The 12,515-nt window shown below is 69.1% G+C and carries 7 protein-coding genes; all 7 read right to left on the bottom strand.

What is annotated here, in order from left to right; genetic code table 11:
- Nucleotides 1-37: 37 nt before the first annotated feature.
- The 7 genes from ACGGAQ_RS22280 to ACGGAQ_RS22250 all read right to left on the bottom strand — a co-directional run bounded on the left by ACGGAQ_RS22280 (nucleotide 38) and on the right by ACGGAQ_RS22250 (nucleotide 12,515).
- Nucleotides 38-2,113, bottom strand: a complete 2,076-nt coding sequence (locus ACGGAQ_RS22280) for a hypothetical protein (protein ID WP_393052113.1) — start codon at nucleotides 2,111-2,113, stop codon at nucleotides 38-40.
- Nucleotides 2,114-2,163: 50 nt separating this feature from the next.
- Nucleotides 2,164-4,323 (bottom strand): UvrD-helicase domain-containing protein, encoded by a 2,160-nt coding sequence (locus tag ACGGAQ_RS22275; protein ID WP_393052111.1) that lies wholly within the window; start codon nucleotides 4,321-4,323, stop codon nucleotides 2,164-2,166.
- 116 nt (nucleotides 4,324-4,439) lie between these two features.
- Nucleotides 4,440-4,643, bottom strand: coding sequence for a hypothetical protein (locus ACGGAQ_RS22270; RefSeq protein WP_393052109.1), 204 nt, complete (start codon nucleotides 4,641-4,643; stop codon nucleotides 4,440-4,442).
- A 20-nt stretch (nucleotides 4,644-4,663) separates the two neighbouring features.
- The gene (locus tag ACGGAQ_RS22265; protein WP_393052107.1) at nucleotides 4,664-4,948 is read right to left on the bottom strand and encodes a DUF262 domain-containing protein; all 285 of its coding nucleotides are present in this window, start codon (nucleotides 4,946-4,948) and stop codon (nucleotides 4,664-4,666) included.
- Nucleotides 4,949-5,100: 152 nt separating this feature from the next.
- On the bottom strand, nucleotides 5,101-8,826 hold the full coding sequence (locus ACGGAQ_RS22260) for an AAA family ATPase (RefSeq protein ID WP_393052105.1): 3,726 nt from the start codon (nucleotides 8,824-8,826) through the stop codon (nucleotides 5,101-5,103).
- An 86-nt stretch (nucleotides 8,827-8,912) separates the two neighbouring features.
- Nucleotides 8,913-10,499, bottom strand: coding sequence for a protein kinase (locus ACGGAQ_RS22255; protein ID WP_393052397.1), 1,587 nt, complete (start codon nucleotides 10,497-10,499; stop codon nucleotides 8,913-8,915).
- Nucleotides 10,500-10,547: 48 nt separating this feature from the next.
- Nucleotides 10,548-12,515 carry an N-6 DNA methylase gene (locus ACGGAQ_RS22250; protein ID WP_393052103.1) on the bottom strand — a complete coding sequence of 656 codons (1,968 nt, stop codon included), beginning with the start codon at nucleotides 12,513-12,515 and terminating at the stop codon, nucleotides 10,548-10,550.

Below are 12,515 nucleotides of genomic sequence, written 5' to 3'. Positions count from 1 at the left end.
CCGACGGCGTGGCCGTGGGCTCCCCCCATGAATGCTCCTAGGTCGTAGTCACCAGCGCCTTCTCGATGAGAATGTCCTCACCGGACGGGTGCCAGTGGTATCCAGGTCGGATGACCGTAACTGCGCTCCCAGCGGTGGGAACACCGACGATGGGTTCATGAACGGTCGGATCAAAGGTCAGTTTCTGTCCGGCCTGGCCAATCGGCTCGAGTGCCTGTGCCGAGACAAGCGCCCGTACGCGTTCGACCAGAGTCTCTGAGGCTGTCTGCTCGACCGCGAGCTCCTCCACTTCGGCGGCGAGGTCGGCCAAGGAACGGATCACGTCGATCTGAATTTGCCGGTCCTGCGCGGACCGGAGCGAAGAAGTCTGACGATGCTCCGCCCGCAGGGTCTCTTCCAGTTGCGCACACCGGTCCGCCAGAGCACTAGCTCGGCCCTCAGCCGCCTCGGCACGCTGGTCAGCTGTCGCTACGGCCGCCGCCGCCTGCTCGGCGGCGCGACGCAGCGTCTCCACCCGCTGCTCCTGCCCCAGCGCGCCTGTCCACCCAGCCACCACAGGGTCGCCTGCGGCGACCCTGTGAAAGGCGGCGACAACCGCGTCAGAGGGAAGTCCGGCGACGAACTCACCAGGTAGGCCGAGCAGGAAGGTCAAGCGTCGTCGGGACTCAGTGACAGCCAGCTCCCGCAGCACGAGCGGGTGAAGGTAGCGGGCGGCCACCTCCGGGAGTGACGTGACCGCGCCGAGGACGCCGGTGGCGCAGCCAGCAAGGTCATCCAGGGTGGCGCCCGCCCACCAGGCGTCGTGAAGAACGCTCTTGACCCGTACCTTGCCCACGGCGGCGATGAGGGCAGCACGTCCCCCGGCGCGGGTGAACGGAAGCCGCGCGACGAGCGGTGCGAGACGGTCGAGGTCGACGGCGTTGCGCTCGTCGCGCGACATCAACGGCAGAAGGCGGCCAAGCTTCAACGCAACACCGTCGATCACCGGCACGGCATCCTGGGAATGTTTGGCGGCAACGATTGACGCGAGGGTGATCAGCGGCGAGATTGCCCCCGTCGACACGTTATCGACCTTGCAGACCTGGCGTAGCAGTGCGGCAGCCGCGGTGATGACGTCTGGGTCTGGCTCTGAGTACACCTGAATTTCCGCGGCCGCCGAGGTCAGAAGCAGTGTCGTGCTTTCGTGGCTGAGAGCGGTGACACGACCAACCACGGCAGATTGCCGGGGCAAAGCAAGCAATAAAGCACCGGCGGCTGCGGCGTCCGGTTCTTCCAGGTCAGTGATGAGGTCTTCCAACTGCTGATCGTTCAGTCGTCCGAGCTGGGCACCGACCGCGAGGGGCTTCGAAAGGTAGTACGGCAAAGGCCAGGAGCTGTCCTCGCCGGTCGCTCCGGCCAGCCGACCAGGCAGGGACGCCGCCTTTGCCACGACGGTCTGCCGCTCATTCGTCGCCGGTAGAGTTTGGTCCTTTGAAGGGGATCCTGGGAACTCCGGCTGTTCCGGCGTTGGCGACTTATCCGAGGGCTGACTGATCTGCCGAGCATCGTGGACACCCTGCTCGACTGGGCCTTTCTCGACGGCGGGCGCCGGTATTGCCGTCGCACGATCCTGCTGGTCGGCCAGGGGCAAGGTGGGCACTACGTCCGACTGTCCGGGGAGCTCCGTGCGGCGCCTCTTGGGTGGCTTCCACTTGAAGGTCGCCGCCACCCCCGTACCGGTCATCTGCACATCGTCGCTGCTAGTAAGGAACCGATCGATAAGCCTCCAGCGGGCACCATCTCGGTCAAGGTCGAGGCCGAGCGCATCCAGCTTCTCCTTGATCTTGGTGCGGGTCAGCCCCGAGTCGTACTCCCGAAGGAGTCGTAGGACCATCGCGGTCGGGTCCTCCTCGAACATGGTCGTCGCCGATGCCCGGTCCAGGAGAAACTGGTGACGCAACGAGCCGCGAGGGGCGAATTGATTCCGGCCACCGATCTTGACCGTCTCCTCGGTGCCGTCGTCGTGCCAGCGGACCTGATAGTTCCCGCGGCTTCTTGACAACACCGCGCCGACCCGAACTGGTCCGCCAGGTCGGTCCGACTCCTGCACCACCACCATCTCCGCCTGATCCACGGGTGAGACTTTAGACGGGTCCACACCACTCGGGAGCGCCGGTGACGTCGTCACCTGGGCGGGCTGCCGGCGGCGGCGAAATCCAGGAACGGGCTGGGCGCTCCGCTCCATGACACCCATAGCGCCTCTCGCGCCCGCGTGCTGGCGACAAAGAGAAGGCAGCGCTCTCTGAGCATGTCGCTTTCGTGCTGCAACAAGTCCACCTCGGGCGGCGTGATCTCCTTCGCGAAAGGCACGGCCCGTGCCGTGGCGCCGACGACGGCGACTGCTCGGAACTCCAGACCCTTCATCGCATGCATGGTGGCCAGCCGCACCCCGTCGGCCTCCGCCCCGGGATGGTCCCGCACCCAGACCGACGGAATCCCAGCCGCCGCCAACTCGTCGCGCACCGTGCCCAGGGTCGTGTTGAAGCGTGCACAGACCGCGATCTCGCTCGGCTGCACGTCCTGCGCCAGCCACTCCCGCACCCGGGCCACGAGCCCGGCGACCTCGGCCTGGCTTGTCGGGTAGCCCTTCGCCTGCGGCCGCTTGCCGTGCAGCAGTGAGCGGTAGCCGGTGAGGCTGTCCTCGCCCTCACCGGCGAGGTCGTCGATTCGCGACCCGACCAGCACGCCGGTGGACCAGGAAAGAATCTCCTCGGTACTGCGGTAGTTGATACGCAGCCGGCTGCTGCGCCCCGTGACGGAGATGCCGAGAGCGCCGAGCGACACCCGGGAGTCGTAGATCCGTTGGTGCGGGTCACCGGTGATGAACAGGTCGTCGGGACCGGGCGCCACCGCGGCGCGCAGGACTCGCCACTGGGCGGGGTGCAGGTCCTGGGCCTCGTCGACCACCAGGTGGTCGAAGCCGCGGACGCCCAGGTCGGCCTCCCCGAGCAGTTGCGCGGCTCGCGCGCACACCTCCAGGTGGGTGATGGTGCCGGCCGCCGCCAGCTCGGCGGAGAACATCTCCACCGCGTCCCACACCCGGTCACGCTGTCGCGGGCCCAGCGCCGACCCTCTCCCCCGCCGGCTGACCTCGCGGTACTCCTCGCGGCTGCGCACGTCGTGGGCGAGGATGACGTGCCGGTACTCCTGGACGAGGAACTGCTCGGTCCAGGGCAGGGTCAGCCGCCGGCACACCCGGCGCCAGACCTGTCGCTCGTCCGCGTCCCCGATCGGGGTGGGCACTCGCCCGGCGAGAGTGCGCACCGTGCGGTTGGCGAGGGCGTTGACCGTGGTCACCTCCACCCGCGCCAGCTGCTTCTCGTCGCCGAGGAGCAGCGCCAGGTTCTCCCGCAGGGCGGCGGCCAGGGCATTGGTGTACGTGGTGAGCAGCACCCGACGGTCGGCCGAGCGGGACAGCAGGTGCTTGACCCGGTGCAGGGCGACCACCGTCTTGCCCGTTCCCGGACCACCCGTCACCTGCGCCGGCCCCTTGTGGGAGACCCGGTACGCCAGCCGTCGCTGCGATGGGTGAAGGAACACCCGCCAGGCGGCGAACGGCTTGTCGAGGATCTCGGCCAGCTCGTCGGGCCGGGTCACCAGCATGATGCGGCTGGTGGTGTTGGCGATCGCCGCCGCCAGGCTCTCGCTCGGCTCCGGCGTCGCGGCAGCCGGCCGGCGTTCGGCGACGAGGTCGCGGTAGACGTCATCCGGGGAGAAGCCCTCGGCGAGGTACTGCAAAACCTCGAACTGGTCCTCGGGGAGCAACGTGCCGAACGCTTCGAGCTGGGGCTTGTCGATGATCGTCCGGACGGCTCGCAGCACCTGGTCGTCGATGCCGAGGTGGCGCAGCACCGTGTCGGAATGGCGGGCGAACAGCAGCGTCGGCGCCTGCGCCGCTGCCTTCTCCAGCGCCGGTGTGAGCTGCTCGAGGGCGACGACGTTACGGACTTCCAGTGCCCGAGTCGCCGTGTTGACGGTGTAGAGGCGCTTCGCCGCCCACGTGTACGCGCCGTCGTGTGGGACGACGTTCAGCAGGAGAAACGTGTCGCTGCCGTCGTCAGGCGCCAGCACCACCCCACGCCAGAAGTCGTTGATCCGGATGGTCCGCATTCGCGGGTCGCGGGCGTTGTTCACCGACTCCAGGTGCAGGCCCTTGTCGGCGTGCAGTTCGGCAATGGTGAGCTGCTGGAACTTCGCCATCGCCTTGCGTACGCCGGCCTTGACCGGCTTCTCCAGGACGTCGAAGCTCTCCCAGAAGGTGTTGGCGAAGGCGAGCTGAGGCACGAGCAAACCTCCCGGGTGGGGGTCGACGGCGGCGGCACTGCGCGCCACGGCAGGCGAGCCGGTTGTACAGCGCCCCGGGCGGGGCGCTGTACAACCGTAAGTGTCGGTGCCGGAGCTTAGACCATGATCAGCTCGTCGGAGGCGGACGCCTGGGCCTGGTCGTAGAACCAGCGCAGGTGGTCGAGCAGGGCGTCCCGGGCGTCGGAGTCGGTGAGGACCGTCAGCGGGAACCCGGGCCGAAGCGCGATCTTGGCGGCGGCGATGTCCACCCCCGGCAACTGGTTCAGCCGCTGGCGCAGCTCCTCCTGCAGGGGCGACATTCCCGAACGGGGCCGGACGCTCAGGTGCTGGAACACGACCTCGAACTTTCCGCTCGGGTAGATCGTCGCCGGCCAGAGGTCACCGAGTTCGTGGTCAGGCTGGTCAGCCGCTGCTGGCCATCGACCACCAGAAACTCGGCGAGGCCCGCTGGACCGTTCGCGGGGCTGGGCGCGAGCACCAGCGAGCCGATGAAGTGCGTGGCTCCTGGGTTGTCCACCCGGTCCTCGGCGAGTTTGCGCACGTCCTCCCACAGTCGCGTCAACTGCGCCTTCGTCCACGAGTAGGTGCGCTGATACAGCGGCACTTGATACTGCTTCGTCCCCTCCAGCAGACCTTGAAGCGTGGTCTCCGCTGCCGCGACATCCTCGACCCCCTCTGTTTGGACCGGCACCCGAGCCGGCAAGGAAACAAATCAACGTCCGACAAAGCAACCGGCGTCAGCCGCAGCCCACGGAGTCAGAGACCGAAAACCTTCTGGGCGAGGTTCCGCCAGGCCGGGAAGTCCACCCCACCCCGATCGTCTGTCACGACCAACATGCCCTGGTCCCCGCCGCCATCCTCCGCCAGCCGGATTCCGTTGCGGGCGTACCAGTCCTTCTTGAGCGCCCACTTCGCGGCGTACCTTGGGTCGGAGAGCATCCCGAGGTGTTCCCAGATCACCTTCTCCCCCAGGTCCGTGTCGATGGTGAAGTCAGGTCGAACGGTCCTGCCGTCAGCGCCGGTGAACGGGGTTTCGTAGTCGTAGGACACGCCAAGCTCGTGCAGCAGATTGGCGATCAACAGCTCGCTCTTGCTGCGGACCAGTTCCCCACGATCAGTGCGGTGGACCAGACCACGGTCGACGACGGCCTCGCCGACCTGGATCGGTTCGGACGCAACGAAGAGGTTCGTCAGGCGACCTGCGGTGTCGGAGTAGACGGCTGAGCCCCGGTTGGCGACCTCGTCGAGGTCGGCCTCGTGCAGCAGGATCACCTTGCCCTTCTGTCGGGTCAGGGCGGTGTAGAGCAGTTCCCGACTCAGCCCAGCGGCCTCCGCAGGCAGCACAACAATGGTGATTCCGAATTCGCTGCCCTGCGACTTGTGGATGGTGATCGCCCAGGCGAGTTCGAGCATCGGCGCGCGAGCGTCGTCGGACCAGTCGTAGAAGTCGTACTTCACTTTCGGTCGGCCACCGAACTCGATCTCAGTCTTGTTCGGCGGCCAGGTGACCCACTTGGAGCGGGTCTGACCGACCACCACACCCAGCTCGCCGTTGGCGACGAAGCGTTCCGCGTCCTTGGGGTAGATCCGCGACTGCTTGAACTGGTGGTTGCGGATGTTGATCACCTTGTCGCCGACGACGATACGTTCCGGGCCGATCGGCTTGGCGTTCCACCGCTTCGGCCCGACCGCCTGCTCGATGGCGCCAGCGCCGAAGGCGTCCTTCAACGCGCGGTTGATCTCGATGGTGCCCCAGCCCCGGCTACGGACCGGTGACAGGATCTGCCACGCGTCGGCGCGGCCTCCCGCGCCGGGCGGAAAGTAGAGGTTTCCCTTGGCGGACACCATGCCGCCGTAGCTGCGGCCGAACGCCGTCGCCAGTTCCTCGTCGGACGCCGTCCTCATCTCCTCGACCTCCTCCCGTAGCACGGCGAGCAGGGTCGGGAACAGTTCGCCGCGGCCGTACCGGACGGCGCGCAACGTCGGCAGCTGCTCGCCCGCTCGCAGCCGCTCCCAGACCAGGTCGGCCGCCGGGGACAGCTCCCCGTCGGCAAACCAACTGGCCAGGACCAGATCATCGCGTTCCTGGCCGACCTGCCGGCGGGGAATGGTGAGTTCGGCGTAGCCGGGCCCGCATCGTGGCGTGCGGGTCGCGATGTCGTCGGGTGCGAGTCGACGCACGATGTCGACGAAGGGACGACCGGCCCCGATCGGCGGGAGTTGCCGCGGGTCACCGACCAGAACCAGCCGCTGCACCCCGGTGACCGCGTCGAGCAGTGCTGCGAGTTGCTCCTCGGTGAGCATGGAAGCCTCGTCGACCACGACGGTCTTGTAGTTCTTGGACCGGGTCTGCACGTCGCCGGTCACCAGGTAGCGCTCGGTCCATGGGTCGTACCGCTTGGTCGAGATCAGGAACTGCGCCAGAGTGACCGCCGGGGCCTCGACCCGCTGCGCCAGCTGCACCCGCGCCTTGCCGGTGGGGGCGACCAGGAGCACTCCCCCGGCGGCCACCGACTCGGTGTGCCGCAGCACCTGGAGCAGGGTGGTCTTTCCCGTTCCCGCCGAGCCGATGAGGACGCTGATCCGCGATGAGTAGAGCGTGTTGAGGGCTGCCACCTTCTCGGCCCGGGCACGCTCCTCGGCGTCCAGTTCGTCCTGTGGGAGGGTGTCGTCCATGGCACCCAGCAGCACGTCGAGGCGTACCGCGAAGTCGGGCGCGCCGGCGATGGGAGCGGCCTTGAGACGGCGCTCGGTCTGCTCGCGGATGACGTCCCCGACCCGGGTCAGGTCGGCGAGCTGCAGGGCCGGCGCACCGTTGGGCAGGGTCACCCCGGTCAGCGGCGCATCCGCAGGCAGGCTCGCCGCGGACAGGTAATGGGCGTCGAGGACGTCCGCCGTGACCGGGCAGGGCGCACTGAGCGTCCGTTCTCGGATGCTGTTGACCACGTCGACCTGAGGCTGGAGCGTGTGCCCGGCCGCCTTCGCTTGTTGCAGCTCGTCGATGACGAAAGCGCGTACCCGGCGCGCGTCGAGGCCGTCGTCCATGGCACTGGGCTTGGGCAGCGGGAACGCGGAAGCGAGGGCAGCGTCCGGGAAACACCCCCGGTCGATGACGTCCAGAGGTACGCCTTCGGGCTGGTCGCGATCGGCCTCATACAGCCGGTACGGGTTGGCGATGATGTCGTCGTCGTGGAGCGCGGGGTCACGTCGCTCGACCACGAAGAACCTCTCGGCCTGGTCCTTGGTCAGCGAGAAGCGGCTCAGCAGTTGCAGCAGTTGCCTCCGCTCGGGCCTGAGGGCCTTCCAGGTGGCGCGCAGGCTGGGCGTCAGGTGTGTCTTCGCGGTCAGGCCGAGCCGGTCGGGGTTCGCCATCGCCGCCTCGAGCGTCTGCCAGGGATCGGTACCGGAGGCGGTCCCCGCGGCCACCATGTGGGCGAACGTCACGTACTGCGGGACGCCGAGGGCGGCCAGGACGCTGGCGAGGCCGGGACGCGGCCCACGCAGCTTCCACAGCCGGTTGAGCTGCTCTTCCAGCCAGTCGAAGCCGAGCACGCCCGCCTCGTCCCCGAGGATCCGTCGAGCGGCGCGTCCCGCCGCCATCAACGCGAGCAGCCCGTCGATGGCGAGGTCGTGACTGACGTGCTCGGTGACGTAAGAGAACGCCTCCCAGCCGCCCTCCGGCGCGAAGGCCAGGGCGTCGCTGATGTCGATGCCCTTCCGGTCGCGAATCTCGAGCAGCGCCTGATACGGCATGAGGAACCCGCGCTGCTGGTCGGGGCGCAGCGAGTGCCCGATCGTGGTCTCCCACATCTGTGCCGGGAAGGGCTCTCCACCGCTGCTGCGGTAGGCCCCGGTCGGCGTGACAGCGGTGACCATCGCTGCACCGACGAGCAGCCGGCGGGAGTCGTCGGTGAGCGGACTGTGCTTGGCGTAGAAGAAGACGATGCTGCCCTCCGGCTGCACGGAGCTGAAGAAAGCGTCCAGGATCGCCCGCTGGTTGTCGCCGTGCATCGTCCATGTGGTGTTTCCCCAGCCGGTGATGGTGTCCACCCGCTCCTCCAGCTCGGGCAGCAGACCGAGCCGGCGCTCCTCGTTCACCGCCTTGGCTCCCTCGCGGGACATCCAGCGAAAGGGCACCGCCTGGGCGGAGTACGGCGGCATCGTCTGCGCAGTGGGCTGGAACGTCGCGAAGGCCGGCGACTTCTGCGTGAAGGGGTGCGCGCGCTGGAACGGGATCACCCGGGGCGACATGAAGGTGGCCCGTTCCGCCACGCAGGGCGGAGCGTCGGCGAGCGGCAGGTCGGCGATGTCCCGCCCGGCGCTGCGCTGCTCGTGGTCGTCACGGCGGTTCTGGCCGATGTTCTTGAGCAGCACGCAGGTGCCGTTGCCGTGCGGGTCGGCGCAGATCGTTCCCCTCCAGCCACTGTCGTGCCAGGGCACGCGAATGGAGATGTGCTCGATCTGTGCCGCGGTCTCACCCATGACGCTCTCCTCAGTCGACGCCGCCCCCGGCGGCGGTCACGTGAACGGTTCGGTGCTGCGGTGCGGTCCGCCGATCGGCGGTGTGTTCATCGGGAGTCGGGCCGGCGTAGCCCGGATAGCAGGTCGGCAATCTCCCGAGCGCTGGGATGGGTGGCGTTGTGCAGCCGGGTCAGGTCCGCCAGGAGGCGGGTCAGGGTCTGCTCGGCGGCGTGCCGCTGACCAGCCCCGAGCTGGAGCAGGCCGATCTGGCGGCGCAGCTCCAACGTGCGTGAGTCGTCCGCGCCGAACGCCTCGGTCTCGTCCCGCACGAGTGCATCGAGCTGCCGCAACGCCTCGCTGGTCTCACCGAGGAGCGCGCGGCAGGTGGCGCCCCTCAGCCGACAGTGCAGCGCGAGATCAACACGCGTGCCCTGCTCCTGGGCGACGTCCTGGGCGAGCTTCTCGTACGCCGGCCCAGCCCGCCGGTAGTCGCCTTCTTCGAAGAGCGCGTCAGCCAGTTCGAGCCGGGCACGCACCACGTCCTCGTCGGCCCCGCCGAGGGCGGTGATCGCCGGCGCAACCGCAGCGGCGAGGACTTCCGCGGCCTGGCCGTAGCGGGACGAGCCAACCAGTCGACTGGCTTCCGCCCGGGCACGCCGCAGATCCGAACGCCCGACCCCCGACGTCTCGTCTGGCCGCCGCTGGGGCGGTGTCGGCGGCTTGACCGGCTCAGTGGCGGGCGCTGACGGCAGGATCGGCCCGGCGGGCGGGGTCGCGGGGGCCGAGGTGAACACCCGCCCCAGCATCGAGCCGTACATCCGGGTGGGGCTCACCGTCGATACTCCATCGAGGATCCCCGGGATCGGACCGAGATTGGTGGCGAAGGGAAGCAGACGGTCGTAGACGACCTGGGCGCTCTCCGGCCGGTCGTCGGGCTTCTTCTGCAGCAGATGCAGCAGCAGTTCCTCCAGACCGGCGGGTACGTCGTCCCGTACGCCGCGCACCGGCAGCGGCTTGTGGCTGACCTGCTTGCTCCATACGTCGTAGGAGGTGGACCCGGTGAAGAGCCGCTCCCCGGTCAACATCTCGTGCAGCGTGCAGCCCAGGGCGTAGAGGTCGGTGCCGGGGCCGCTGATGTTGGTCTCGATCTGCTCGGGTGCCATGTAGGCCGGCGTGCCGGGCGGCAACCCGGTGGCGGTGATCTTCGAGAAGTCCGCGAGGGTGGGCGCCGCGGCGAGTCCGAAATCGAGCACCTTGACCGCACCGTCGGGCTGGAGCATGAGGTTGCTCGGCTTGAGGTCACGGTGCACGAGCGAGGCTTGATGCGCGGCGGTGAGGACCGCACAGACCTGGGCGGCGATCCCGGCCGCCCAGCCGATGGGCAGCGCACCCTGCTCGGCGACCAGGTCGGCGACGCTGATCCCCTGGATGCGTTGCATAACGAGGTAGGGGCGGCCCTCGTGCGACCCGACGTCGTACACGGCCGGGACACCGGGGTGCTCCAGTCGGGCGGTGATCCGCGACTCGCGGACGAACCGGCGGATGTAGTCCTTGTCCTGCTCACCGTTCGGAAAACGGATGAACTTCACCGCCACGTGCCGGTCCAGTTTGGTGTCGTGTCCCAGCCACACCTCACCCATGCCGCCACGGCCGATGGGCAGGTCGTCCAGCTCGTACCGGCCATTGATCAGCATCCCCACCGCGACAGCCCTTCCCGTTCTCGATCCACCAGCATGCGCACGCTAGTCCGCCACCGTCGGGCGCAGGGTCCCGTCGCTGAGACCGACGAACCCCCGCTCAACGAGCTGCTCGCCCAGAGCCACCGCCTCCCGCAACTGCGTCTCGAACGCCATCAACCGACGAAACGCCGCTCCGATTCGACGCTGCTCCGACAGGGGCAGCCAGGGTATGCGGGTCCGCCGGATGTCGATGCGGCCCGCGAGGGACGAGCCGCCGGAACCCGCGCCACGCTGCGTGGTCCGCAGTAAGCCGGCCAGGAAGTACGGGTCCATCTGCTCTGGGTCGACCCGGAGCAGGTACAGCCGCGGGCCGAGCAGCGGGCCTTCGTCGGTGACGACATGGACGGCAGGCGCACGCGGCGCAAGCGGGGTCACCACGTCGCCTGTCCGGAGGGTGACCGCACCGGGCAGGGGCACGGCTGTCCCGGATGCGGGGCGCCCGAGCCGGACGTCCCGAGCGGTGAGCACCGGCGTGGGTCCGTCCTCGTCCGTGCCCATCTTCATCGGTGCCTGCCGGATGGTGACCGCGCCCGTTCTGACCAACTCGCCGACGGTGGTCATCACCGGGACGTCAGGCGACGGAATGTCGGTCAGGTCCGGCAGTGCCGGCACGAGGGCATCGACCGCCTTGCTCAGCGCCGCCAGCACAGGTGGAAACGCGGACGGTCGCGTGCCGGCGGCAGCGAGGTGCCGTGCCGGAGAGACGTCGACATCGTCGTCCAACAGATCGATGATCGGCACCGCTCGGCTACCGGCCGGCAGCTCGGAGCCGGCGCAGAAGGCAGCCCATGCCTCTACGGCACCTGCCGGTTCGGAGCACGCGTCGGCCATCAGCACCTCGTCGGGACGCGGCATTCCGTCGGGGCGCTGCATCAACCACACATCCGGTGCCACCGTCCCGGCCGGTCCGGTCGCCGGCAGACAGATCACCGCGCGCAGCGTCCCGGCACGGAGCAGATTCCCCCGAATGCGTCGGCCCGAACGCCTGCCGGCGGCAGCACCCGGCATGAGGATCGCGACCCGCCCTCCCGGCTTGACGTGCCGAAGGCAGTGCTGCGCCCAGGCGAGTTCCGGTTCGCCCCGGGGCGGCAGGCCGTACTCCCAGCGTGCGTCGCCGGCCAGTTCGTCCTGGCCCCAGGACCGGTCGGCGAACGGCGGGTTGCACACCACCGCGTCGAACAGGTCCCCGGCGTACGCATCGGATCGCAGCGAGTCGGACGCGGCGACTCGGGCATCCCCGGCCTGCAGCAGGAGGCGGGCGGCGGCGATGCGGGCTGCCGTCCGGTTCACCTCCTGGCCGCGGAACTCCTGAGCCCGGCGCCCAGCAGCGGCGAGCAGCAGGGTGCCGATCCCGCAGGCCGGGTCGAGAATCGTCTCCGCCTCCGACGCGGCAAGAGCGACCATGAGGAAGGCGAACGCCGCGGGCGTGACAGTGTGGCGGCGGGAGTGCACCTCAAGATAGCGCTGGCAGAGGAAGTCGAAGACGGCCCGGGAGCCCTCATGGTCGGCCGCCTCGGCGGCCAGGCGCACGATGATCGCCGCATCCCGGTCCGGCAGGTCGGTGATGAGGTGCCCGAACTCCGGGACGGCCGTGCGCATGGCCTCGACCAGCCGATCCACCACCACGGCGTCGGGCTGGTCGGCAAGTGCCTTCCAGCCGGCCGGATCCCGCTCGAGGAAGACCAGGAAGCCACCGAGGTAGCCGATTCGATCGCCCAGCTCCAAGTCGGCAGCGGAGCCTCGCAGCCACTGCCAGACCCGGTCGACGGGGGTGAGTCGGAACGGCTTGTCGTGTGTGCTCAGCCAGGCCTCGACCTCCACCAGCGCGAACAGAGGGCTCGCGGAGCTGCCGCCGACGGGCTGCGGAAAGTCGGGGAAGCGCCGCCGCCAGTTGCTGACCGCCGCCCGCCCGACGCCCGCCAGGCGCGCGATGTCCCCTGTGGCGAGGGTGGGGCCGTCCGAATGCGGCAT

Origin of the sequence: Micromonospora sp. NPDC047557, from assembly GCF_043205095.1 — a bacterium.
GTDB lineage: Bacteria > Actinomycetota > Actinomycetes > Mycobacteriales > Micromonosporaceae > Micromonospora.
Note: the sequence above shows the minus strand (reverse complement) of the source record. Positions and strands in the feature narration are given on the sequence as shown.

What these genes read in the sequence shown, in the direction of transcription:
- ACGGAQ_RS22270 (WP_393052109.1), bottom strand. Translation starts at nt 4,643, where the DNA reads ATGTCGCCCCTGCAGGAGGAGCTGCGCCAGCGGCTGAACCAGTTGCCG.
- ACGGAQ_RS22260 (WP_393052105.1), bottom strand. Translation starts at nt 8,826, where the DNA reads ATGGGTGAGACCGCGGCACAGATCGAGCACATCTCCATTCGCGTGCCC.
- ACGGAQ_RS22255 (WP_393052397.1), bottom strand. Translation starts at nt 10,499, where the DNA reads ATGCTGATCAATGGCCGGTACGAGCTGGACGACCTGCCCATCGGCCGT.
- ACGGAQ_RS22250 (WP_393052103.1), bottom strand. Translation starts at nt 12,515, where the DNA reads ATGCCGCATTCGGACGGCCCCACCCTCGCCACAGGGGACATCGCGCGC.